This window comes from Brachybacterium sp., assembly GCF_036379615.1.
GTDB lineage: Bacteria > Actinomycetota > Actinomycetes > Actinomycetales > Dermabacteraceae > Brachybacterium.
In genome coordinates this window covers 32837-56767 of sequence record NZ_DASVGJ010000019.1, presented here as the reverse complement: position 1 = coordinate 56767, position 23931 = coordinate 32837, and the positions used below count along the sequence as shown (strand labels likewise).

At 70.8% G+C, this 23931-nt stretch carries 14 protein-coding genes; 1 reads left to right on the top strand and 13 read right to left on the bottom strand.

Annotated elements, in window-relative coordinates:
• The first annotated feature begins 188 nt into the window (after window positions 1–188).
• Complete coding sequence (locus VF289_RS04305; RefSeq protein ID WP_330881429.1) at window positions 189–1199, top strand: LacI family DNA-binding transcriptional regulator; 1011 nt, start codon at window positions 189–191, stop codon at window positions 1197–1199.
• On the opposite strand, the gene VF289_RS04300 is transcribed toward VF289_RS04305, so the two are convergent.
• From VF289_RS04300 to VF289_RS04240, 13 genes are all read right to left on the bottom strand, one after another.
• Complete coding sequence (locus tag VF289_RS04300; protein WP_330881427.1) at window positions 1159–2691, bottom strand: rhamnulokinase family protein; 1533 nt, start codon at window positions 2689–2691, stop codon at window positions 1159–1161. The genes VF289_RS04305 and VF289_RS04300 overlap by 41 nt on opposite strands.
• 35 nt (window positions 2692–2726) lie before the next feature.
• The gene (locus VF289_RS04295; protein ID WP_330881425.1) at window positions 2727–4799 is read right to left on the bottom strand and encodes a bifunctional aldolase/short-chain dehydrogenase; all 2073 of its coding nucleotides are present in this window, start codon (window positions 4797–4799) and stop codon (window positions 2727–2729) included.
• A 2-nt stretch (window positions 4800–4801) separates the two neighbouring features.
• Window positions 4802–5980, bottom strand: a complete 1179-nt coding sequence (gene rhaI / locus VF289_RS04290) for an L-rhamnose isomerase (RefSeq protein WP_330881423.1) — start codon at window positions 5978–5980, stop codon at window positions 4802–4804.
• Between the two features lie 169 nt (window positions 5981–6149).
• Complete coding sequence (locus tag VF289_RS04285) at window positions 6150–8024, bottom strand: polysaccharide lyase family protein (RefSeq protein WP_330881421.1); 1875 nt, start codon at window positions 8022–8024, stop codon at window positions 6150–6152.
• Window positions 8025–8087: 63 nt separating this feature from the next.
• On the bottom strand, window positions 8088–9431 hold the full coding sequence (locus VF289_RS04280; RefSeq protein ID WP_330881419.1) for a Gfo/Idh/MocA family oxidoreductase: 1344 nt from the start codon (window positions 9429–9431) through the stop codon (window positions 8088–8090).
• Window positions 9432–9535: 104 nt separating this feature from the next.
• Window positions 9536–12745 (bottom strand): fibronectin type III domain-containing protein, encoded by a 3210-nt coding sequence (locus VF289_RS04275; RefSeq protein ID WP_330881418.1) that lies wholly within the window; start codon window positions 12743–12745, stop codon window positions 9536–9538.
• Between the two features lie 96 nt (window positions 12746–12841).
• Window positions 12842–14956 carry a hypothetical protein gene (locus tag VF289_RS04270; RefSeq protein ID WP_330881416.1) on the bottom strand — a complete coding sequence of 705 codons (2115 nt, stop codon included), beginning with the start codon at window positions 14954–14956 and terminating at the stop codon, window positions 12842–12844.
• Between the two features lie 76 nt (window positions 14957–15032).
• On the bottom strand, window positions 15033–16199 hold the full coding sequence (locus VF289_RS04265) for an oligogalacturonate lyase family protein (RefSeq protein ID WP_330881414.1): 1167 nt from the start codon (window positions 16197–16199) through the stop codon (window positions 15033–15035).
• A 29-nt stretch (window positions 16200–16228) separates the two neighbouring features.
• The gene (locus tag VF289_RS04260) at window positions 16229–18448 is read right to left on the bottom strand and encodes an ABC transporter ATP-binding protein (protein ID WP_330881412.1); all 2220 of its coding nucleotides are present in this window, start codon (window positions 18446–18448) and stop codon (window positions 16229–16231) included.
• Between the two features lie 30 nt (window positions 18449–18478).
• Complete coding sequence (locus VF289_RS04255) at window positions 18479–19633, bottom strand: ABC transporter permease (RefSeq protein ID WP_330881410.1); 1155 nt, start codon at window positions 19631–19633, stop codon at window positions 18479–18481.
• A 10-nt stretch (window positions 19634–19643) separates the two neighbouring features.
• The gene (locus VF289_RS04250; RefSeq protein ID WP_330881408.1) at window positions 19644–20636 is read right to left on the bottom strand and encodes an ABC transporter permease; all 993 of its coding nucleotides are present in this window, start codon (window positions 20634–20636) and stop codon (window positions 19644–19646) included.
• 9 nt (window positions 20637–20645) lie between these two features.
• The gene (locus VF289_RS04245; RefSeq protein ID WP_330881406.1) at window positions 20646–22637 is read right to left on the bottom strand and encodes an ABC transporter substrate-binding protein; all 1992 of its coding nucleotides are present in this window, start codon (window positions 22635–22637) and stop codon (window positions 20646–20648) included.
• Window positions 22638–22921: 284 nt separating this feature from the next.
• Entirely contained in the window at window positions 22922–23923 is a 1002-nt protein-coding gene (locus VF289_RS04240; RefSeq protein WP_330881404.1) for a LacI family DNA-binding transcriptional regulator, read from the bottom strand.
• Window positions 23924–23931 lie beyond the last annotated feature (8 nt).

Below are 23931 nucleotides of genomic sequence, written 5' to 3'. Positions count from 1 at the left end.
AGACAGCGGAGACAGCGGAGACAGCGGAGACAGCTGGGACAACCGTAGTTGAAACGACTAAATGTATCCAGGGTCCTCGGCGGGGTCGCCGGGCTGCAGGCCTGGCAGGCGATAGGGTCTCCGCACAGGACCTCGGCACCGGGGTCGCCGTCGGGAGCACCTCCGACCTGCACGACGAGAGGGGACCCATGGCCTCCGGGCACCTGGTGAGCATGAAGGACGTCGCGCGGCACGCGGGCGTCTCCGTCGGCACGGTCTCCAACGTCCTGAACCGCCCCGAGATCGTCTCCCCGGACCGCAGGGAACGGGTCGAGGCCGCGATCGCCGAGCTCGGCTACGTGCGCAATGACGCCGCCCGCCAGCTGAAGCTGGGGCGCTCGAGCACCGTCGGCGCGATCGTGCTGGACTCCGGGAACCCGTTCTACGGCCAGCTCGTGGGCGGGATCGAGGCCGCCGCCGAGGACTCGCAGCTGATGGTGATCGCCGGCAGCACCGGCAGCAGGGAGCGGCGCGAGCGCCTGTACCTCTCGCTGTTCGAGGAGCAGCGGGTGCGCGGGATCCTGCTCGCCTCCACCGGTGGCAGTGCCGATCTGGTCGAGGCCATCCGCGGCCGCGGCACCCCGGTGGTGCTGGTGGAGAGCGAGCGCGACGCCCGCGGCTCCTCGGTGAGCGTGGACGACATCGCCGGGGGAGAGCTCGCCGTGCAGCACCTGGTGGCCCAGGGACGGCGCCGCATCGGCGTGGTCGCGGCGCGGCAGGACCTCCGCCAGGTCGCCGATCGTCTGCACGGGGCGAGGCGGGCGGCGAAGGCCGCGGGTCTCGAGATCGAGGTGCTCGAGGCCGAGGACCTCACCGTGCTCGCCGGCCGCACCGTCGGCGAGGAGGTGGTGGCCCGTTCCGCCGCCGAGCGGCCCGATGCCGTGTTCTGCGTGAACGACCTGCTCGCCGTCGGTGTGCTGCAGGCCTTCGCCTTCCGCCACCAGGTCGCGGTGCCCGAGGAGATCGCGCTGGTGGGCTACGACGACATCGACTTCGCCCGCTCCACCGTGGTGCCGCTGACCTCCGTCTCCCAGCCGGCGGACCTCATGGGGCGCACCGCCCTCGCCCTGCTCGAGGAGGAGATCGCCTCCCCGGATGCCGCCCCGCGGCACGTGAGCTTCACGCCGAAGCTGGTGCAGCGGGAGTCGACGACGGGGTGAACCTCTCCACCTCCACGCTCGCCCGCACCAGCTCTCGGATCGCTCCCGGCTCCTCACCGACCGCGCCGAGGGCACGGGACTGCAGCGCCACGTTCCCCAGAGCCGTGGCCTCCATGGGGCCGGCGACCACCTCGAGGCCGATCGCGTCGGCCGTGAGCTGATTCAGCAGGGCGTTGCGGCTGCCGCCGCCCACCACGTGCAGCCGTTCCGGGAGCGGCACCCCGGCGAGCCGGCACGCCGTGCGCAGCTCCTCGCGATAGGTCTCGGCGAGGGACTCGAGGATGCAGCGCACGATCTGCGCGGGAGTCGACGGCGAGAGGTCATCGCCGGCGAGCGCGGTCGCCGCCGCGCGCACCCGGTCCGCCATCCGCCCGGGGGCGAGGAAGTCGGGATCGGTGGGATCGATGCGGAAGCGGTTCGCAGGCATGAGTGCGGCGGCTGCCAGCAGGTCGTCGAGGTCCACCCGGGCGCCGTCCTCCTCCCACTGCCGGATCGACTCGGAGACCAGCCACATCCCGGAGACGTTCTTGAGGAAGCGCACGGTGCCGTCCACGCCCGCCTCGTTCGTGAACCCTGCAGTGCGGGCCCCTTCGTTCGTCACGGGAGCCTCCAGCTCCAGGCCGATGAGCGACCAGGTGCCGGAGGAGATGTACGCGAGGGGACCGTCTCCCGGCGTCTGCTCGGCGGGGGCGGCAGGCTCGGCGGGGACGGCGAGCACTGCGGAGGCGGTGTCGTGGGAGCCGACGGCGATCACCGGCACCTCTCCGATCCCGAGTTCGCGGGCGAGCGCCGGGAGCACCGTGCCGAGCTGGTCACCGGGGGCGATCAGGGGCGCCAGCAGGGCCGGGTCGATCCCGGCCGCCTCGAGCAGCTCGGGGGCCCAGCCCTCGCCGTCGGCGGTGAGCAGGCCCGTCGTGGAGGCGTTGGTGCGCTCCGTGCGGCGCCTGCCGGTGAGCAGGTAGCCGATCAGGTCCGGGACCATCAGGGCGGTGCTGCCGGGCGGGAGGTCCCTCAGGCGGTGCTCGGCGGCGACCTGGTACAGGGTGTTGAAGGGCTGCTGCGCGATGCCGGTGAGGGCGAACTGCCGCTCCCGGGAGACACGCTGGGCCACCTCGTCCGCGACGCCGTCGGTGCGGGAGTCGCGGTAGGCGATCACCTCACCGATCCGCGTCCCGGTGCCGAGCACGGGACGGCCGTCCTCGCCGAGCCGGTCTGGCCCGACCAGCCCGTAGTCCACCGCCCAGGAGTCCACACCGATCGACGAGAGCCCGGGCAGGCCGCGCACCACGGCGAGGTCGCGGGAATCAGCGAGCCCCTGCCGGATCTCCGCCCACAGTGCATCGAGGTCCCAGCACAGATGCCCGCCGCGCTCGACCAGGTGGTTCTCGAAGCGGTGCGCGGGCACCAGCTCGATCCGCCCGTTCTCGACGACGCCCAGCATCACCCGTCCCGAGGTCGCCCCCAGATCGATCGCGGCGACGGCGTACGGCACGGCCCCTTCCGGTGCGGCGCCTCCCGGCCCGGCGGTCATCGCAGGAACGCCGCGGCGACCCCGGCATCGACCGGCACGTGCAGGCCGGTGGTGTGCGAGAGGTCCCCGGCGGTCAGCGCGAACACGGCGTTCGCCACGTTCGCGGGCAGCACCTCGCGCTTGAGCAGAGTGCGCTGGGCGTAGTACTCGCCGAGCTTCTCCTCCTCGACCCCGTACACCTTCGCGCGGCTCGCGCCCCAGCCGCCGGCGAAGATGCCGGAGCCGCGCACCACCCCGTCGGGGTTGATGCCGTTGACGCGGATCTGGTGCCCGCCGAGCTCGGCCGCGAGCAGCCGCACCTGATGCGCCTGATCCGCCTTGGTCGCCGAATAGGCGATGTTGTTCGGGCCGGCGAACACGGAGTTCTTCGAGGAGATGTAGATGATGTCCCCGCCCATGGCCTGGTCGATCATCACCCGCGCCGTCTCCCGGGAGACGAGGAAGCTGCCGCGCGCCATGACGTCGTGCTGCAGGTCCCAGTCCTTCGCAGTGGTCTCCAGCAGGGGCTTGGACAGCGAGAGCCCGGCATTGTTGACGATGAGGTCCAGCCCGCCGAAGGCGAGCACCGCCTCGGCCACCATCGCGATCACGGCCTGCTCGTCGGAGACGTCGGCCCGCAGCGCGACGGCGCGGTCGCGCCCGCCCAGCTCCTCGGCGGTGGCCTGCGCGTTCTCGAGGTTCAGATCCGCGATGACCACGCACGCGCCCTCGGCGACGAGGCGCTCGGCGGTGGCCTTGCCGATGCCGGAGCCGCCGCCGGTCACGAGCGCCACACGCGTGGCGAGCGGCTTCGGCGCGGGCCGGCGCTGCAGCTTCGCCTCCTCGAGCGCCCAGTACTCGATGCGGAACTTCTCCGACTCCTCGATGGGGGAGTAGGTGGAGATCGCCTCGGCTCCGCGCATCACGTTGATGGCGTTGACGTAGAACTCGCCCGCCACCCGCGCGGTCTGCGCGTCGGCGCCGAAGCTGAACATTCCCACGCCCGGGACCAGCACGATCGCCGGATCGGCGCCACGGATCGCGGGGGAGTCCTGCGCGGCGTGGCGCTCGTAGTACGCGGTGTAGTCCGCGCGGTACTGGGCGTGCAGCTCCTTCAGCCGCGCCACGGCCTCCTCGACAGGGGCGTCCGACGGGAGGTCCAGCACGAGGGGCTTGACCTTCGTGCGCAGGAAATGGTCGGGGCAGGAGGTGCCGAGCTCGGCGAGCGGTGCGAGCTTCTCGGAGGCGAGGAACTCATGGACCGCCTCGGTGTCCGTCCAGTGCCCGACCATCGGCGAGTCCGTTGAGGCGAGGCCGCGCACGATCGGGAACAGGGCCGACGCCTTCGCGCGGCGCTCCGGCTTCGGCAGTGCCGCGCGGCGCGCATCGTGCGCGCCGAACGGTTCGGGAGCGCCGGTGCGCTCGATGAACGCGGTGGCCTCGGCGATGATCCACAGGGAGTTCTCACGGGCCTCGTCGGAGGTCTCGCCCCAGGCGGTGATCCCGTGGCCGCCGAGGATGCAGCCGATCGCCGCCGGGTTCTCCGCCTTGATCGCGGCGATGTCGAGCCCCAGCTGGAAGCCGGGTCGGCGCCACGGCACCCACACCACCTTCTCGCCGAAGCACTCGCGGGTCAGGCGCTCGCCGTCGGCCGCGGTCGCGAGCGCGATCCCGGCATCGGGGTGCAGGTGGTCCACGTGCGGCGCGTCCACGAGCGCATGCATCGCGGTGTCGATCGAGGGGGCCGCCCCGCCCCTGCCGTGCAGGCAGTAGTCGAAGGCGGCGACCATCTCGTCCTCGCGCTCCACGCCCGGGTACACGTCCGTCAGGGCGCGCACGCGGTCCAGGCGCAGCACGGCCAGGCCCTTCTCCTGCAGGGTGCCGAGGTCACCGCCGGAGCCCTTGACCCACAGCAGCTCGGTCTCCTCGCCGGTGACCGGGTCGGTGGAGGTGCCCTTGGCGGAGGTGTTGCCGCCGGCGTAGTTGGTGTTGCGGGGGTCGGCGCCCAGCGCGTTGGAGCGGGCCAGCAGCTCGGCGACGGCCGGGTTCGTCGGTGCGGCCGACGGGTCGGTGGTGTGCGATCCGGGCATGCTCAGGCTCCCCATCCCATCTGGTTGCCGCCGACGCGCTCTGCGGCGACCTTCTCCTCGTAGCCGCTGGCGCGGAAGGCCTCGAAGGGCTCAGCGGGCAGGCCCTGCTCCTCGCGGAAGGCCGCGAGCGCGGGGCGCACATCGGTCCAGAACGCGTCCATCAGGATCGCGTTCGCCTCGAGCACGTCATGGCGGTCCTGCGCGTCGGCCAGGGCCGCGCGGTCCACCAGCAGCGCCTTGGCGAGGGTCTCCTGGACGTTCAGCACCGAGCGGATCTGGCCCTGGATCTTCGACTCCAGGTTGTGGCACTGGTCGAGCATGAAGTTCACGCCCGAGGCCGGGCGGTGCGCATCCTGCTGGACGATCTCGAACAGGATCCTGAACAGCTGGAACGGGTCCGCGGCGCCCACGATCAGGTCGTCGTCCGCGTAGTTGCGGGAGTTGAAGTCGAAGGCGCCGAGCCGGTTCTGGCGCAGCAGCTGGGCCACGATGAACTCGATGTTGGTGCCCGGGGCATGGTGCCCGGTGTCGAGCACGACCATGGCCTTCTCGCCCAGGGCCAGGCAGTGCAGGAGGCTCGTGCCCCAGTCCGGGACGTCCGTGTGGTAGAACGCCGGCTCGAAGAACTTGTACTCGAGCACGAGACGCTCGTCCTCGCCCAGTCCCTGGTAGACCTCCGCGAGGGACTCGGCCAGGCGGTCCTGGCGGGCGCGGATCGAGTCCTGGCCGGCGTAGTTGGTGCCGTCGGCCAGCCAGATCTTGAGCTCCTTCGAGCCGGTCGCGCGCATGACGTCCAGGCACTCGAGGTGGTGATCGATCGCGCGGCGGCGCACGGTCCTGTCCCCGGCGGTGAGCGAGCCCCACTTGTACTCGTCGTCCTGGAAGGTGTTGGAGTTGATCATGCCGATCGAGACGCCCTGCTCCTCGGCGTGGGCGCGCAGCGCACCGAAGTCCTCGACCCGGTCCCAGGGGTAGTGCAGGGACACGCGCGGGGCCAGGCCCGTGGCCCGGTGGGTCTGTGCGGCGTCGGCGATCTTCTCGAAGGGGTCCCGCGGGGTGCCGGGGGTGCCGAACACCTTGAAGCGGGTGCCGGAGTTGCCGTAGGCCCAGCTGGGGACCTCGATGGAGAACTCGGTGAGATCGCGGGCGACCTCGGCGGGCAGGGTGGGGAGGGTGGTCATGGGAGAGCTCCTTCGGCAGCGATTCCTCGTCGGCGGGATGTGCCCAGCAGTCGGGGCCATGAGAGGCGGTCGCGGATCCAGGGCGGCGAGCGGACCGCGCGACATGTATTGAAACGACTCAATGGAGGATAGCACGCGTCCGGCCGTCAGTGCGCGGGTCACGGGATCCTCAGCGGATCCGCAGCCGCAGGGCGTCGTAGGTGGCCTGGGCGGCGACGTCGGAGACGCCGTCGTTCACGGTCAGGACGATCGTGTTCTCGCCGCGGCGGAGATCCTCCCCGGCGAGGACGAAGGTCCTTCGGTGGTTCCGCGCGCGGTGCGCGCTGCGATAGATGGCACCGCGGGCGTCGTCCCCGAGGAACTCCCAGACCTGCGCCGCGCCGTCGTTGCAGCGCACCGTCAGGGTGCTGGGGATGCCGAGGTTCGGGTCCGCCGAGCTCAAGGACCACGCCGCCAGAGCGATGGTCAGCTCTGCTCTCCGGTGCCGAGGCGGTGGCTCCTCGAGGTCGAAGGTGATCCTCCACGGCGCGGCGATCTCACCCTCGACCAGCTGGGGCTGGGTGAAGAACCAGGGAGCATCCTCCGCCCCGACCACATGCTCCACCCCGTCGGGGAAGAGCTCGGCGTACTGAGAGGTGTTGTCATAGCGGCGCGCCTCCGGGCCTCCTGTGAACTCGAGGGACGTGCCGTCCGGAGAGCCGATCTGCCAGACCTGCTCCGAGGGGCGTCGGCCCGGCGACTCACCGCCGGAGCCGTCGTCCTCGCTGGGTCGCCACCGCACGGTGAGCCGGAGATCGCCGTCCACCTCCACGCCGTCCTGCACATGCTGGTCCCACCATCCGTCCTGGCGCACGGTCAGCCGGTACGTCCCCGGTCGCACTCCGTCCACGCGGAACTCGCCGTGGCGGTCCGCAGCGGTCCAGTGCTGGAAGCCGGCCGCGGTGTCCTGCGCAGGGGCCCCGTCATCGGAGAGGATCACCAGCGCACCGTCGATGCTCCGGTCGAGAGCCGGCACGTCACCGGTGAGGAGCACCTGCCCGCTGACGCACCCTCGTGCGGACGTGGGGCTCCACCCCTCGAGCGCCGCGGCATCGTAGAGCTCCGCGTGCTCGGGAGCTCCGACCATGGCCTCCGCCTGAGCCCGCAGCTCCTCGGGGGAGTCCGAGACGCCGAGATGGACATAGTGGGGGCCGTAGGTCTTCGACCAGTCGCCGTCGGTGACCACCGGGCGTGAACCGTAGTGCGTCGCGTGCGGTGCGATCAGGAGGACGGGGGCGTCTCCGGTCTGATGCAGCGTGAGGTCCTGGCGATCCGGGCCGCCGTTGAACGAGCTGCGGTCCGAGAGCACGGCGAACGCGCCGATCCAGCGGTCCTCGAGCCTGCCGCAGAGACCATGGACGGTGTGGTCGCGCATCGAGATCGCCCAGTCGTACTTCGTGTAGTGCCTGCGCGGATACGCGCTGCCGAGACCGGCGAGATCATAGGTGGCATCCATGACCATCTCGCCCGTGGACAGCTCGGACGGCGTCGGCATCTGCGCGGCGGAGGCGCGCCACGGCTCGCCGAAGTCATCGTCCTCGAGGCTCGCATGGGTGAAGATCTCGGGGTCGAACCAGCAGACGTAGCGGTGCTGCTCGATGCTGATCGCCGGATGTCCGGCCTGGTGCGCGAACAGGGATGCCAGATGGAAGCCGGGCTCGTTCGCGCGGACGAGGAGCATCCGGCCGCGGCGGTACGGTGACCCCGTCGAGGGCGGGATCGTCGCCGTCACGATCACGGCGTCCTCCGTGCGGCGGATCTCGTGGTCGACCTCCTGCTCGGGCAGCTCGATCTCCTCTCCGACGACGGTGACGTTCTGGTCGAAACGCCCCTTTCCCTTCTCGCCGATCAGCTCCTGGCCGTCGAGCATGAGGGAGGTCATGCGGCCCTCCGGCTCCTTCCGCAGAACGGCCCGCACCCGGCCGTTGTCGACGATGATCTCGGTGTCGGTCTCGATGACCTCTGGTGCGGCGGTGCGGGGGACCGTGGGGCGGGTGACGGACATGAGGAGTCCTCTCCATCGGGGGTCTGCGACGGTGTACGTGCGAGGTCGACGCCGCCGGAAGGATCAGAGGGGCAGGTCGAACCGGTCGACGTGGACGGTGCCCCCGCTCGTCATCGAGGCGTTCGCGGCGATGCCGATCACCGCACTGCGCAGGCCATCGACCCAGCTCGCCTGACGGCCCAGCGGATCCGAGGCGCCGCCGCCGAACACATCGTCCAGCAGCATCGCGTCCCCGCCGCCGTGCCCGCCCCGTCCCGTCGGGATCGGGATCTCCACGGCCCGCTCCCACTGGCGCTGCAGCCGCAGGGTGCTGCGACGCGTGCGCACCTCGGTCGCCTCCTCGCCCGGAGCGCTCTCCTCGAGGGCGCTGGGGTCGATCTCGGCCTCCTCCGGCGCGCGGTGCGGACGCTCGCACACGTCCAGCTCGATCCGCCCCCGGGTGCCGTTCAGCGCCACCCGGTACCCCTCCCAGGGGGCATAGGCGTGGAGGCTGTAGGTCAGGGCGGCTCCACCGCGGTAGCCCACCAGCACGTTCAGGGTGTCGTCGATGGTCACGCCCTCACCGAAGACGTTCTGGTCCCGGGCGTACCCGTCGGCCGCCTCGGCCTCCAGGTTCAGGGCCCGCATCCGCTCATCGGCGGACAGGTCGATGCGGAAGGGGTCCGACTCCGGCAGCTCGCGGCTTGTGCGTGCTCGGGGGTCCACACCGTGCTCCGCGGCATGCTCGGCACCGTAGAAGCGTCGGGAGCCGAGCGCGGTGACCTGTGAGGGGGTGTCGCCCAGCCACCAGTTCACGAGGTCGAAGTGGTGGCTGGCCTTGTGGATCTGCAGTCCTCCGGACATCTCCTTCTCGCGGTGCCAGCGGCGGAAGTAGTCCGCGCCGTGGCCGGTGTCCAGCAGCCATTCGAAGTGCACCGAGGTGACGGTCCCGATCTCGCCGGCGGCCACCAGCTCCCGCACCAGCGAGTTCCGCGGGGAGTAGCGGTAGTTGAAGGTCATGGTGATCCGGCCTGCGGAGCGCTGCGCCGCCTCGGCGATCGCACGCGCCTTCTCGGCGGTGGTGGTGATCGGCTTCTCCACCACGACATCGAGGTCGTGCGCGAGCGCGGCGACGATGTACTCGCTGTGCAGGGCGTCCGGGGTGGTGATCACGACGGCGTCCGGACGCACTGCGGCGACCATCTCCTCGAACTGCTCCGGGGCCCACCGCGAGGGCGGCTCGAGCTCGGGGTGCAGCGAGGCGACGAGATCGAGGTAGTGCTGCATGCGCACCGGATTGGGATCCACGAAGGCGACGGGGACGGCGTGCTCCGCGTGCGAGTCGGACAGCGCCCGGAGGTACATCTCGGAGCGGTGCCCGGTGCCGATCACGGCGTAGCGGCGGGGAGCGGGGGTCGGAGCGGTCATGGTGCCCTTTCGGTGCGGTGGGTGCCCGCCGAGCGGCGGGCATGGTCGGTGAGGAGGGGACGGAGGCGGTCCCGCCGGGACGCGGGCCCCGGCGGGGACGCGGCTCAGGACCCGTCGAGGCGGGTCCAGGCCCCCGAGTCGCCGGGGCGGTCGCCCTGGGTGCGCCGGGTGGCCTCCCAGACGGCGCCGTCGTGGCCCGCCCGGTCGCCGCGCGCATAGGTCCCCTCGGCGGACCAGCGCAGCGGGAGCGTGGAGACGGTGAGGGGCTCGGAGGTCTCCGAGGCGCCCGCCGCGTTCGTCGCCCGCACCCACAGGGTGTAGCCGGTGCCGGGCTCGAGGTCGCGCACGTACGTCGTGCTGACCTTGCCGGTCGCGACCACCGTGCGGACGCCGTCGATCTCGCGCAGCACCTCGACCACGTCCGTCCCGGCACCGCGATCCCAAGTCACCCCGAGGAACGTGTCGCCGCGCAGGGTCGGGGCGAGCGCGGAGGGAGCCTCGGGCATGAGGCTCGGCACGGCCAGCGCCTCGCCGGCGTCGGAGTCCCCGCGCTCGTTCGCGGCGACGATCCGGTAGGTGTATCCCGTCGCCCGGGCGGAGAGGGAGTCGTCGACGAACGAGGTCTCCGCGGTGCGGGCGATCTCAGCGGGAGCGGTCTCGCCGTCGGCGGTGCGCAGCACCACGTACTCCTCTGCGCCGTCCACGGCGGACCAGCTCAGCGCCGTGTGCGAGGGGCCCTGCTCCTCCAGCACCGGGGCGCCGGGGGTGGCGGGGATCTCCATCGCGGGACCGGAGGTGGCCGCGACCTCGGCGGACGGCGAGGAGAGGCCGCCTGCGGTCCGGGCGAGCACGCGGTAGCGGTAGGCGGTCGCCGGCTCGACCTCCTCGTCCGCGACGCTCGTCGCGGGGGTGCCGGCGATGTCGGCGAACTCGCCGTCGGGCCCGTCGGCACGCTGCAGCACGTAGCCGTCGGCGCCGTCGACGGCATCCCACTCCAGGGTCGCGCCGTAGCTGCCGATCTCCGTGACCTCGAGGCCGGTGGGGGCCTCGGGCACCGGGACCGAGGGATCGACGGGCGTGATCGAGGCGGGCGGCGAGGCCTCGGCGGCACCGCCCGCCGCCACCGGCACGATCCGGTAGTCGTGCCGGACGCCCAGCTGGGGTGCGTCATCGGTGAAGGCGCCGTCCGCGGAGGAGCCGATCACGCGCCAGGCGGGATCCGCGGCGGTGGAGCGCTCCACGAGCACCGAGGTCGCGCCGTCGATCGGCTCCCAGGCGAGAGCGACGGTCCCGGCGTCGGCGGAGGCGCTCGGGGCGGCGCGCGCCGCCTGCGGCACCACGCCCGACGGCGCGGTGGGCACCACGACGACCAGATAGTTCATGCGATTCCCGCCGGCGTTCGGGCCGATGATCACGTCCTCTCCGGCGGCGACGTCGCGGGAGAACAGCTCCCAGCTGACGGGCTGGGTGTCGGTGAGCCGCAGGCCCGTGGCCGCATAGTCCTCCGCGAGCCAGGCCGGCTGCTCCGAGATCCGGGAGTCATGGGCGATGAGCACCCGGGCATCGGCGGCGGCGTGGAAGCGCAGCGTGTCCTCGGCGCCCGAGGCCCGGGAGTCGACCGCGGTGCGAATCCACTCCGCGCCGCGGATCTCCTCGGGCACCTCGGCGAAGGTGTAGCCGGAGCGGTCCCCGGCCACGAGATCGCCGACCTGCAGGTCCGACTGCACCGACCAGTCCGCGGCGTTGTCCGCGCCGTCGCCGGAGTCGTCGTTCACGACGCCGCCGCGGATGATCCGCCCGTCGAGCGGAGGCAGCGGCGCGCGCGGCTCCTCCTCCGGGGCGGGGGCCGCCGGCGGCTCGAAGACCTCGCCGTCCCAGGGTGCGGGCGTCATCGGGTAGCCCTCGGGGAAGCTCGGCGCGGCCAGCTCGTGGAGGTACTGCTCGAGAGCGGTGTACCCGTCGCCGTCCGCGTCGTGGTTGCGGTCCGTGGGATCGCGGGGATCGAGCTGGTTCCGGCGCTCCCACAGATCGGGCATGCCGTCGCGATCGGTGTCCTGCGGAGGGGCCGCCTCCTCGATCGGGGCATACCCGCCCACGTCGTCCTGGTGGTCGATGATCGCGCCGGTCTGCTCGCGCACGCTCGTGATCACGCGCTCGTCCACGGCGTCGCGGACGAGCGAGGCCCCCGCATGGTCCAGGACCATCCCGTGCGCGTCGAACGCCTCCTGGGTGTGCACCGGCGGATAGGCGAAGCGCTCCTCGACCACCACGGCGGGACGATCCTCCTCGAGGATCTCCTCGCCGCCGACCTCGCCGTCCAGCACGCCGTTGCGGTTGCCGTCCACGACGTTGCCGTCGAGGTGGACCTGGTAGTTCTCGTTGCCGCGGACGATCGCGTCCTCGGGGCTGGAGGAGTTCACGCCGGCGATGAAGGTGTTGCCCACGACGTTGCCGTAGCCCTTGGTGCCCGACTCGCCGCCCGCGACGTAGGGGTAGTCGCCCCAGTTGTAGACCGTGTTGCCGACGAAGTCCATGACGCCCTTGGTCTTCGGGTTCCGGTCGTTGTTGTGGGCGTAGAGGTTGTGGTGCAGGGAGATGGTGTTCCTCTCGACCAGTCCGCCCATCGAATGGGTCAGCAGCCCTTCGGAGATGATCGACCACTGCACGGTGATGTTCTCCGAGGTGGGGTTCTCATAGTCCTTGGACTTGATCGACAGCACCTCGTCGGTGCCCCAGGAGAACGAGGAGTGGTCGATGATCACGTTCTGAGAATTCTCGACGTACATCGTGTCGTCGTTGACGCCGGGGTGCTTCCCCATGCGGAAGCGCAGGTGACGGATGACGATGTCGTGGCTGTCGACGATGCGGATCGTGTTGCCCGTCAGCGTCACGCCGCCGCCGGGGGCGGTCTGGCCGGCGACCGTGATGTGCGAGGCGTCCTGGACGATGATCTGCGGGATCTCCAGGGTCCCGGAGACCTCGAAGACGATCGTGCGCGGGGTGTCGCCGCTCGTGGTCAGGGCGTGGTGGAGCGTCCCCTCGCCGGTGAGCTCCTCGGAGGTCACGTGGTAGACCTCGCCGCCGCGGCCGCCGGTGGCGGCGTAGCCGAAGCCCTCCGCGCCGGGGAAGGCCGGCAGGGCGCCGGGAGCGGGGGCGTCGGCGAGCGCGGGCGAGGCGGCGCCGCCGAGCAGGGAGGCCAGCAGCCCCGCGGACGCCACGGACGCCGCGAACGCGGTCAGCCGGCGGCCGCGGGAAGGACGGGAGGGAAGGGCCGGGTGGGGGAGGGGGCTGCGGGCGGTGGGGCGATCGGACATGCTGCGTACCTCGCTGTACGTCGTCGGGATCAGGGAGGGCGGGCGGGCTCTGGAGTCGAGGGGCGGGCGGGGAGCGGGAGGGGTCGAGGACGACGCTCAGGGGGAGACGGCAAAGCCCTCGGCGCGGACGTCCCAGCCGACGGGGAACCCGGGGCTCGCCCGGGGCGCCGTCGACGCGTCCGTCCCGGCGCCGTCCCAGCCGCCGGCCATGAGCGCGACGGCCGTGAGCAGGCCGCCGTTGCCGGGCAGGTAGAGCGGCAGGGAACCGGTCTGGCGGTTGTGGCCGCTGGGCAGCACCGTGTTCTTCCCGGTGTCGGTGAGCAGGAGGTCCACGGCGTCCTCGGGCCGGCCCAGACGGGTGGCGGTCATCGCCATCACCGGGTAGTCCCAGCCCCAGGTGGAGTCCCAGTCCCAGGACTCCAGGACGTCCTCGAGGGTCGCGGCCATGACCTCGGGGTCGATCCGGTCGGTGAGGGGGAGCACCCCCAGCGCGCACAGCATCGAGGGGTGGTCCTCGCGGATCGTGTACGGCTCCACCGAGATCGCCGGGTAGATCCCGTCCCGCGGCGCGGGGGCGATCAGGAGATCGCGGATCTCGGCCCAGGCCTCCGGGACCGGCAGCCCCAGCTGCTGTTTGAACGCGCACGCCCGCTCGAGCGCCCAGTGCCACTGCACCAGCTCGAAGGTGGGGTTCCGCACCGCCGTGCGCATCCCGCCGTAGCTCTCCTGCGCCGGGATCAGCGGCGGCCCCAGCTCGGCGCCGTGCGCGGTGCGCAGCGCGAAGGAGGCCATGAAGTCCGCGGTCTCGGTGAGCAGATCGTCGACCTCCGCCAGGAGCTCGAGCTCGTCGACGCCCTCGGAGCGCCGCAGGAGCTCCACGAGATGGATCAGATGAGGCTGCTGCCAGATGAGGAAGGTGCCGATCCCGCTCGGGGTCTCCTCCCCCTCGGAACCCACCTGCTTGGGCCAGCGCGCGCCGGCGAAGCCCTGCAGGCGGGCCATCTCCCGGGCGCGCGGCAGGATCGAGCGGTACCAGTCCAGGCTGCGGCGCAGCAGCGCGGGGCGGTTCCACAGGGGGAAGTGCGCCGCGTGCCACCAGTGCATCTCGAGATGGGACTTGCCGCGCCAGGAGTTGCAGACCAGTCCGGTCTCCTGCGGCGGCATCCGGCCGGCGCAGTGGATCGCGGTGAGGAACTGCGAGAGGACCACGCGGCGCTCGAGCTCGGCGGCCCGCGGATCCTCCACCGCCCCCAGGTCCAGCGCGGCACCGGACTCCCAGAAGTCCCGCCAGTGCGCGCGGCACGCCGCGAGGGTCTGCTCCACGGTCGGGGACGGCCAGGCCGTCGACGCCGCCTCGCCGGGCAGGAGCTCGAGGGTCAGCGAGAGCTCCTCGGTCGCGGCCTCCACGAGGACCTCGTGAGGATCGGCGACGGACAGCCGTGCCCCGGGCGCCCGCACCAGGACGGTGTACGTCGTGGCGTCCACCTGCCGGTCGATGCGCCACCGGTCCTCGCCGAGCGCGGTGAGGATGGTGGTGTGCGCCTCGGGCCGCGTCCAGTCGTGCGCGCTGTGCCAGTCCGCGCTGCCGTAGGCGAAGGCGAGACCGACGCCGAGACCCGTACGCAGCGCCGGCGAGCTCAGCTGCAGGGCGACCAGGTCGCGCTCGGGATGCACGGCGGTGAGGGTCTCCAGGCGCTCGCCGTCGACGACGCAGACCGAGGAGATGATGCCCTCGTAGAGGGAGAGGTGCTGGCGGACGGGCTCGACCTGCTGCGCCGTGAGCGGTGACCCGTCCCGGCGCAGCCCGAAGGTGCCGAGGTCGAGCCGGTGAGGATTGCCGCGCAGCAGCAGGTCCCGCTCCTCGGTGTCCTGCTCGGTGCCGCCGGCGACCTTCCCCGACATGTCGACGTACGGCACGGGACCGCGCTCGGAGTCGTAGGTGACCAGGGCGTCCCGCCAGGTGTGGGCGCTCGCCTCCGGCAGGCTGTGCCAGCCCCAGGTGCTCAGGGTCCCCAGCAGGGTGCCTGCCTGCCGGTTCCCGTCCCGCGGGGAGACCGGGTGGGCGGCGGGCAGGGACTGCAGCCCGGTGGCGTCGACGGTGAAGGCCAGGTCGCCGTTGCCGACGCCGAGCGGCGAGCGGGGGTCGATGTCGCTCAGCTCGATGTCGTGGCGGGAGACGAGGGCGCGGCGGTCGATGCGCGGGAGGGACATGGGGCTCCTTGGGCGGGGTCGGGGAGGGATGGGGAGCAGATGGGCCACGTGGGAGGGGCGGGGCAGACGGCCCGGCTCAGGGCTCGACGAGTGGCAGCTCCCCGAGGTCCTCGGGGAGGTCCAGCAGGTGCACGGCGCCGTACCCCCGGGCGTCGGAGGTGAACAGCACCTGGGTGGCGTCCGGGCTCACCGTGGGATGCACGTGGAGGGCCTGGGTGTGGAAGGAGCCGCGGTGGCGGTGCAGCAGCCGCGGCGGGCCGAACCCGTCGCCCTCGCGCCGCCACACCATGAGCCGCGGGGCGGCCTTGGTGCCGTCGCCGACGATCATGTCGAGATCGCGGCTGTGGTAGTGCATCGAGCTCTCCACCAGCGGCGCCTCCCAGAGGCCGGTGCCGTCGTGCCGCACCGCCCCGTGGAACGGGCCGGTCTGCTCCCGGCCGCCGGTCCAGCCGTGGAAGCCGATGGACTCGCCGTCCTCCAGCCAGTACTCGTGGCCCACCATTTCCGTGCCGGCGGTCGGGCGGATCGCCGTGGTCCCCCCGGTGCTCAGGTCCAGCAGCCAGATCCGATGGTCCACCAGGTGCCAGGGCCCCTCGTGGCAGAAGGTCAGCAGCTCCGGGCGGGTGGGGGAGGTGTTCACGTGGCCGATCCAGGCGCGCTCCTCGTGCACCACCTCGGCGTCGCCGCCGTCGACCGGCACCCGCAGGATCTGCGAGAGGGGTCGCGCCTCCCAGTACTCCCGGAAGCCGACGTAGCCGTTGCCCAGGTCCAGGGCGAGGCGGTCCGAGAGGTCCTCGCTGCAGCTGATCATCACCGAGGTGCCGTCGGCCGTGACGTTCGTGGTCCCTCCCTCGCCGAAGCGGGCGGGCGTGGTGTGCAGCACCCGCTGCTCGAGGGAGACCAGGTCCAGCGCCACCAGCTCCCGGCCGTGCCAGAAGTACGCCTCGGCCCGGTGGGGGTTCAGGCTCAGCGAGTGGAACAGGTTCGAGGCCACGGAGGCGGCGTCGGGCAGGTCGGTGAGCTGGCGGAACTCATGGCCCTCGAGATCCAGGCCGTAGAGGTTCGTCGCGTTGCCGCGGTCGGAGGCGAACAGCAGGCGCCGGCCGTCGTCGTACCAGCCCGGATTCGTGAAGTAGGTGTGGTGGCTGTGCGCCTTGTGGTCGGTCAGCTGCGTGATCCGCACGTTCGTCTCGGGATCACGGAAGGTGCGGGACTCTGCGGGGAAGAGGGTGCCGAGGGTCATGAGGGGCTCCTGGGTGGGGGCGGAGGCGGTCAGTCGAGGCCGCGGGAGATGCCGGTGAGCTCGATGTCCTCGGCGCGGTGGCAGGCCGTGCGATGCCCGGGGGAGAGCTCCCGCAGGGCGGGGACCTCCCCGTCGCAGAGGCCGTCGCGCACGTGGATGCACCGGGTGCGGAAGAGGCATCCCGAGGGCGGGTTCGAGGGGTCGGGCAGATCGTCGGACCGCAGCGTGCTGCGATGGCCGCCTCGTCGCTCCGGATCCGGGACCGGGACCGCGTCGAGCAGGGCCTCGGTGTACGGGTGGCGCGGGGCGCGGTACAGCTCGTCCGTCGGTCCCTGTTCGGCGAGCCGCCCGAGGTACATGACCCCGACGTGGTCGCTGACGTGCTCCACGACGGAGAGGTCGTGGGAGATGAACAGGTAGGTGAGGTCGAACTCCTCCCGCACCTCCTCGAGCAGGTTGAGGATCTGGGCGCGGATGGAGACGTCGAGCGCGGAGACGGGCTCGTCGGCGATCACCAGGCGCGGCTGGGTGATGAGGGCGCGGGCGATGTTCAGGCGCTGGCGCTCGCCGCCGGAGAAGGCGTGCGGGTAGCGGCGCATGTGCTCGGGGCGGATCCCGACCCGGCGCAGCATCTCCGCGACCTGCTCCCGAAGCTCCCCGCCGCGCGCCAGGCCGTTGACCTGCAGCGGCTCGCCGACGATCTGCTCGACGGTCATCCGCGGGTTCAGCGAGGAGAAGGGATCCTGGAAGATCGTGCGGATCTCCGTGCGGTAGGCCGTGAGCTGGCGTGTGGTCAGCGCGGCGAGGTCCACGGTCCCGCCGTCGGCCCGGTGATAGAGGATCTGTCCGGCCGACGGTGCCAGGAGGCCCGCGACGCAGCGGCCGAGCGTGGTCTTCCCGCAGCCGGACTCGCCGACCAGCCCCATCGTCTCCCCGGCGCGGATGCTGAGGTCGATGCCGTCCACTGCCTTCACGCTGCGGGTGGCGCGCCGGAACATCCCTCCGCCGACGGGATAGTGCTTCGCCAGGCCCGAGACCTCGAGGATCATCGGCGCCTCGTCCTCCCCGCCAGCGACCTCGTCGGGCCGGGGGCGCGGGGTGAGCCCTAAGGGCGGGGCGCTCGCCTCGTCCGCGGGCTCGACGGCCTCGATGGTCTCGGCGATCTCGTCGGAGGGCGGCACGGCCCCCTCGTGGCTGTAGAGGTGGCAGGTGGCTCCGTGATCGTCCCCGAAGGTGGTCAGGGGCGGTGCCTGGACGTCGCAGATGCCCTCCATCGCGAGATCGCAGCGGGTGCGGAAGGCGCAGCCGCTGGGCCGGTTCCGGGGGCTGGGCACCATGCCGCGCACGGTCGGCAGGTGCTCGCCGCGGCGACCGCCCTGGGCGTCGGGGACCGAGCGCAGCAGGGCCCGGGTGTACGGATGCTTGGGATGACGGAAGATCTCCTCGACGGGTCCCTGCTCCACCACCTTGCCGAGGTACATCACTGCCACCTCGTCGGCGATCTCCGCGACCACCCCGAGGTCGTGCGTGATGAACATCAGCGCCATCCCGTTCTCGGCCTGGAGGTCGCGCAGCAGGTCCAGGATGCGCGCCTGCGTCGTGACGTCGAGGGCGGTGGTGGGCTCATCGGCGATGAGGAGCGAGGGGTCGCAGCACAGCGCGATCGCGATCATCACGCGCTGGCACATGCCGCCGGAGAGCTGGAACGGGTAGGCGTCCAGCCGACCCTCCGGGTCGGGGATGCCCACGCGCTTCAGGAGGTCCAGGGCCTTGGCCCGCGCCTGCTGAGGAGTGAGGTCCTGATGGAGACGGATCGCCTCGGTGAGCTGCGCGCCGACCGTGTACAGCGGGGACAGGCTCGCCATCGGCTCCTGGAAGACCATCCCGATCTCCCCGCCGCGCACCGCGCGCAGCTCCTCGCTCTCGTCGGCCAGGGAGGCGAGGTCGACGCTGTCGCGCCCCTCGGGGGACCACAGGATCTCTCCGCCGACCACGCGTCCGGGCGCGTCGACCAGCTGGAGCACGGAGCGGGCGGTGGCGGACTTGCCGCAGCCGGACTCACCGACCACGCACAGCGTCTTCCCGGGCCGGACCGTGAGATCCACGCCGTCGACCGCCTTGATCGCATGGTCCGGGGTCTCGAAGTGGGTCTCGAGCCCCCGGATCCGCAGCAGGGGGCGCTCGCCGGGTGCGACGGCAAGGCCGGACCCGGCCGGACCGGTGCGGGGGGCGGTGGTCTCGGATGTCATGTGGAAGCTCCGTCGTGGTCGCGGGAGGGGTCAGTTGTTGTAGGGGTCCGCGGCATCGCGGATGCCGTCGCCGAGGAAGTTCATGGCCAGCACGGTCACGACCACCGGGATGCCCGGCAGCAGGATCCACGGCGCCGTGGAGATCGCGCGGATGCTCTGCGCCTGCTCGAGCAGCACGCCCCAGCTCACCGTCGGAGCCTGCAGTCCCAGCCCCAGGAACGACAGTCCGGTCTCCGCGAGGATGATCGCGGGGATCGACAGGGACAGGTTCGCGATGATGTGGCTGGTGAAGGAGGGCAGCATGTGCCGGAACATCACCCGCTGCTGGGAGCAGCCGTCGGCGATCGCCGCCTGGACGTACTCCTCACCGCGGACGGCGAAGAACTTCCCGCGCACCTCGCGTGCCATGCCGACCCACCCCACCAGGGAGATGACGACCGTGAGGGCGAAGTATCGCTGGAGCGGCCCCCAGGTGGGAGGCACCGCCGCGAACAGCGCCATCCACAGCGGGATCGTCGGGATCGACATGATCAGCTCCATCAGGCGCTGGATCGCGGAGTCCAGGCGCCCTCCGACATAGCCCGAGATGCCACCGATCACCACCCCGAGGATGAGCGAGAAGAACACTCCGACCAGTCCCAGCGACATCGACACCGTCGTGCCGTGGATGATCTGCGAGAGCAGGTCGCGGCCGCTCGCGTCGCCGCCCAGCAGATACATCGGCCCGAGTTCGGGATCGACCGGTCCGATGAGGTGCCGATCCATCGGGATGAGCCACAGGAGCTCGTACTCCGCGCCCTTGACGAACACCCCCACCGGGATCGTGGTGGACGGGTCCGTCTCGAACTCGAGCGCGAGCGTGGCGGGGTCCTGGGTCATCACGAGCCCGTTGACGTGGGGGCGGAAGGCGCCCTCGTCGAACAGCTGGAGACGCTGCGGCGGGGCGTAGGTGTAGTCCGCATCGTGGTGCGAGCCCGGGTAGGGGGCCAGGAACGGGGCGAACAGCGCGACCAGATAGATCAGCAGCGTGATCACACCGCACACCTTCGCCACCTTGTGGCGGGAGAACGCCTGCCACATCAGCTGCCACTGCGAGGCGACGGCGAGGTCACCGGTCTCCTGGTCGAGGAGCAGGGGCTCGTCAAGGGCGGTGCCCGCCGATGGCGGGGCCAGGGGTTCGGCCATTGGGGCCTCCTCAGTAGCGGAGCCGGACGCGCGGGTCCAGCCACGCGAGGGCGAGATCGGAGATCAGGGTGCCGATGACCACGAGCACCGCGCTGATCAGGAGGATGGAGCCGGCCAGGTACATGTCCTGGCTCATCAGCGCGTTGAGCAGCAGCGGACCGGTGGTGTTGAGGTTCAGCACCTGGGAGGTGATCGCATCGGCGGCGATCAGCCCCGGCAGGATCCAGCCGATCGTGGAGAAGAACGGGTTCATCGCTGCGCGCACGGGGAACTTGATGATCAGGCGATTGCGCTTCATGCCGCGGGCCCGGCCCGCTGACACATAGGGTTTGCGCAGCTCGTCCAGCAGGTTCGCGCGCAGCACGCGGATGTTCCCCGCCGTGCCGGCCGTGCCCCAGATGATGATGGGGATCCATAGGTGGGCGAGCAGATCGCCGAACTTCGCCAGGCTCCACGGCGCGTCGCGGTACTCCGGGGAGAAGAGCCCGCCAACGCTCTGACCGAAGTACGTCAGGCCGATCCACATCAGCACTAGGGCGATGAGGAAGTTCGGCACCGCCAGGCCGAGGTAGCCGAAGAACGTGAAGGCATAGTCCGTGACCGAGTACTGACGCAGCGCCGAGTACACGCCGATCGGGAAGCTGATCGCCCAGATGAAGATCAGCGTCAGGAGGGAGAGCGTGATCGTCAGCGGCAGGCGCTCCATGAGCAGGTCGCTCACCGGGCGGTTGTAGCTGAAGGATTCCCCGAAATCGAGGTGGACGACGATGTTGGTGATCCACTTCCAGTACTGCACGTACCAGGGATCACCGAGACCGTAGCGATCGCTGAGCCGCTCCAGCTCCGCCGCGTCCAAGGGCTGGTCGCCGGCCGCGGCGAGCGAGGCCTGGACGGTGGTGAGGTAGTCGCCAGGAGGGAGCTGGATGATCAGGAAGGTGATCAGGGAGATCGCCCAGACCGTCGGGATGAGGATGAGGACACGGCGGGTGATGTAGCGCAGCATCGTGGTCCGTCAGCCGAAGTACCAGGTCGGCGGATCGATGTGCCCCGGAGAGAAGTACAGGGGGGACTCCGGGTAGGTCTCGACGACATTGCGCAGGTGGTTCTTGGCGATCGCGAAGCCGTCCCCGGGAAGCACGGTGCCGATCGCGTAGAACTGCTCCTTGGAGATCGCGAGGATCTGCCGGAACAGCTCCTTGCGCTTGTCCGCATCCGGTTCCAGCGGGATCTGGCGAGCGAGCTCCATCTGCTCGAGGGCCTCGGCGGGCGGCTCCTCAGCGTTCTCGCCAGTGCCATTGGTGGTGAAGTACTCCGCCCACTTGACGGCGTAGTTGGATTCACTCCAGGAGGGGAACCACCAGCGCAGCTCATCCATCTCGGTGCGATAGCCACCGTCGCCGCCCCAGGTGTTGGCGTCGTGCTGGTTGGCCGCGGCGGTCTTGCGGTCGTAGAAAAGGGTCCGCTCGAGCGGGTTCACCGTGGCCTTGATGCCCACGGACTCCCAGGTCTGGACGACCAGCGCCATGGCCTGGCCGTGCTGAGCGGCGTCGGCCGTCACATCCACCTGGAAGGTGAGGCGCTTTCCGTCCGGGCGCAGTCGGAAGCCGTCGGAATCCTTCTCGGTGAGCCCTGCTGCGTCGAGGTGCTCTCCCGCGAGGTCGATGTCGAACTCGGTGTACTGGGTCGCGAACTCCTCGTCGAAGAACTCCGACTTCGGGCTGGGTGCGGCCTGGTGAGGCTGCCCCTGGCGCTGGTACACGGTGTCCTGGATGTCCTGCCTGTTGATGGCATGGGACAGCCCGATGCGGAAGTCCTTGTTCCGGAAGATCTTCCGAAGCTCCTCGTCGCGGTGGTTGAGGTTCAGGGAGATGACCATCTGGTTCATCGAGGTGTTCTCGACGGTGAGGAACCGGAAGTCCCCGGCCTCCCGGGCGTCGGCGAGCACCGGTCGGTTCGGGTCGGTCGTGAAGTTGCGTCCGTGCATGTCGATCTCGCCGTTGACCGCTTTGAGCAGCATGACCTCGTCGTTCTGGACGATCTCGAACTCGAGGTGGTCGATGAAGGGCAGCTGGGCGCCGGTGTCATCGGTCTTCCAGTAGTACGGGTTGCGCTCGGCCTTGACGACGGAGCCCTCATTGAGGGGGCTGGTCAGCCGCCAGGCCGTGAGCACAGGGAGCTCGATGTTGTTGAAGTACGCCTTGCGATCGGCCCAGTGGTCCGTCCAGTCGCCCATGCCCGCCTCCTCGGCGAGCTTCTCCGCCTCGGGATTCAGATCGGGGAGGAACTGCGAGAGGTAGTGCTTGGGCCAGCCCAGGAGGTTCTTCGGCTGCTCGCCCCGGCTCGCGGTGACCAGGAAGTCGCCGCGGGGCCCCGGGTAGGTGAGGGTGACCGTCGACTCGTCGACCTTCTCCGCGGTGCAGGGCTCGCCATCGGCGGTGAGGAACTCCGGCACGGTGGGGTACAGGGTGTCGTTGAAGTACACGTCCTGGATCGCGAACATGACGTCGTCCGCGGTGACGGGCTCGCCATCGGACCATCGCATGCCGCGTCGCAGGTGGAGCGTGAATTCGGTGCCCTCGTCGTTGACGTCCACGGCCTTGAGCGTCCCGGGGAGCCCGAACTCGTCGAGCTGCTGGCTCGCGCGGACGGTGGGCTCGTAGTGGATGAAGCGATCGAGCCATCCGCGGTCCTGGTCGAGGACCACGCCGGCGAAGGTGCCGCCGTAGGGGCCGTACTCCGGGGTCGCGATGACCAGCCGGTCCTCCTCGACCGGCATGCGCTCCTCGAGCGGGGGCAGATCTCCGGCGTCGACCTGCTCGGTGAGCATCGGGGATTCCGACGGACGGTCGGGATCCGGGGCGGTGTTGCGGCCGGCATCGCCGGCCTCGTCGGTGCCGGACGGAGCACAGGCCATCAAGAGGCCGCTGAGTCCGAGGGCTCCGCTGCCGGCCACCAGCTGGCGGCGGGACAGGAAATGGGGGCGAAGAACGGGGGAGTCGGGCACGAAGGGTCCTCCTTGACGGGTGTGCCTGCGCCATGAGTCGTTTCAAATTCGGGGGCGGGAGATCCGCGATGAGCGACGGGATAACTCTCGGCGATGAGGGATCGGATGGCTCGTGGTGCCGGAAGTAGAACACGAGGTCTTCGCGACGGTCAACAGCAAACGCTTGCCTGGCGTTCCTTCGTTGTCAAAACGGAGGCGACTGACCTGCAGTGACGTGAGTCAAGATCTCCGGAAATCAGTTTTTCGAACGATCCGGCGGTCGTCTTACGTATCTCGGCGCGGACTCAGATGGTCGAGCCGCGCACCACCAGATGAGGTGGGACGGTGAGCAGTCGCGTCGGAACCGGACGCCCCTCCACGAGGTCCAGCAGCATCGATCCGGCGAGGCGTCCGATCTCCCGAAGATTCTGTTCGATGCTCGTGATCGGGGGCACCGTCGCCTCCGACATGGTGGTCCAGTTGCCGAACCCGGTCACGGCCACGTCCCCGGGCACTGATCTGCCATGGGCGATGAGCCGCTCCAGAGCGCCTCGGGCGATCTGGTCGGAGTCGCAGCACACCGCGTCGATGTCGTGGCCGGAGGCCAGTGCGATGTCGATGGCCCGGCGCCCCCATGCCTCGCTCCAGTCCCCGTGCATCGTCCTCCGCACCAGGGCCGGGCCCGCATGCTCGGCCACGGCCTGCGCCTTCGGGGCTGCGGTGCGGGAGGAGGCGGGGCCGGCGACGTGCAGGATCCGCGTTCGTCCGAGCTCGAGGAGGTGGTCGATTGCCAGGCCCATCGAGGACCTCCGGTCGGTGACCACGGCATGCTCCGCCGGTGCATCGGGAGTGTCGAAGGTGTAGACCGTGGGGACGTCGGTGCGCAGCGGACCCTCCAGGCCGTGCGGACGGTTGGTGACGATCAATCCGTCCACCCTGCGCTCCTGCAGAGCGCGCAGCAGGTGGTCCTCGCGCATCTGGTCCTCGCGGGTGTCGCTGAGGATGATCGACATCTTCCCCACCGCCAGGGCGTCCTCGGCGCCCATGAGGATCGGCATCGAGAACCGGCCGTAGCTGTCAGTGGTGAGGAAGCCGACGGTGTACGTCCTACCGCTCGAGAGGTTCCGGCCCCGCGGGTCCGCGATGAAGCCGAGCCGGTCGGCGACGGAGCGGACGTGCTCCCGGGTGGACGGTTTGAGCGTGCCGGTGTTGTTGAGCGCCTTGGAGACGGTCCCCACGGAAACCCCGGCGGCACGGGCCACATCGGAGATGCGGACTCGATCAGTGGTGCTGTGCCTGGTCTGCATGGCTGTAG

What these genes read in the sequence shown, in the direction of transcription:
- VF289_RS04250 (WP_330881408.1), bottom strand. Translation starts at nt 20,636, where the DNA reads ATGCTGCGCTACATCACCCGCCGTGTCCTCATCCTCATCCCGACGGTC.
- rhaI (WP_330881423.1), bottom strand. Translation starts at nt 5,980, where the DNA reads ATGACCACCCTCCCCACCCTGCCCGCCGAGGTCGCCCGCGATCTCACC.
- VF289_RS04280 (WP_330881419.1), bottom strand. Translation starts at nt 9,431, where the DNA reads ATGACCGCTCCGACCCCCGCTCCCCGCCGCTACGCCGTGATCGGCACC.
- VF289_RS04260 (WP_330881412.1), bottom strand. Translation starts at nt 18,448, where the DNA reads ATGACATCCGAGACCACCGCCCCCCGCACCGGTCCGGCCGGGTCCGGC.
- VF289_RS04275 (WP_330881418.1), bottom strand. Translation starts at nt 12,745, where the DNA reads ATGTCCGATCGCCCCACCGCCCGCAGCCCCCTCCCCCACCCGGCCCTT.
- VF289_RS04255 (WP_330881410.1), bottom strand. Translation starts at nt 19,633, where the DNA reads ATGGCCGAACCCCTGGCCCCGCCATCGGCGGGCACCGCCCTTGACGAG.
- VF289_RS04295 (WP_330881425.1), bottom strand. Translation starts at nt 4,799, where the DNA reads ATGCCCGGATCGCACACCACCGACCCGTCGGCCGCACCGACGAACCCG.
- VF289_RS04285 (WP_330881421.1), bottom strand. Translation starts at nt 8,024, where the DNA reads ATGTCCGTCACCCGCCCCACGGTCCCCCGCACCGCCGCACCAGAGGTC.
- VF289_RS04305 (WP_330881429.1), top strand. Translation starts at nt 189, where the DNA reads ATGGCCTCCGGGCACCTGGTGAGCATGAAGGACGTCGCGCGGCACGCG.
- VF289_RS04270 (WP_330881416.1), bottom strand. Translation starts at nt 14,956, where the DNA reads ATGTCCCTCCCGCGCATCGACCGCCGCGCCCTCGTCTCCCGCCACGAC.
- VF289_RS04240 (WP_330881404.1), bottom strand. Translation starts at nt 23,923, where the DNA reads ATGCAGACCAGGCACAGCACCACTGATCGAGTCCGCATCTCCGATGTG.
- VF289_RS04265 (WP_330881414.1), bottom strand. Translation starts at nt 16,199, where the DNA reads ATGACCCTCGGCACCCTCTTCCCCGCAGAGTCCCGCACCTTCCGTGAT.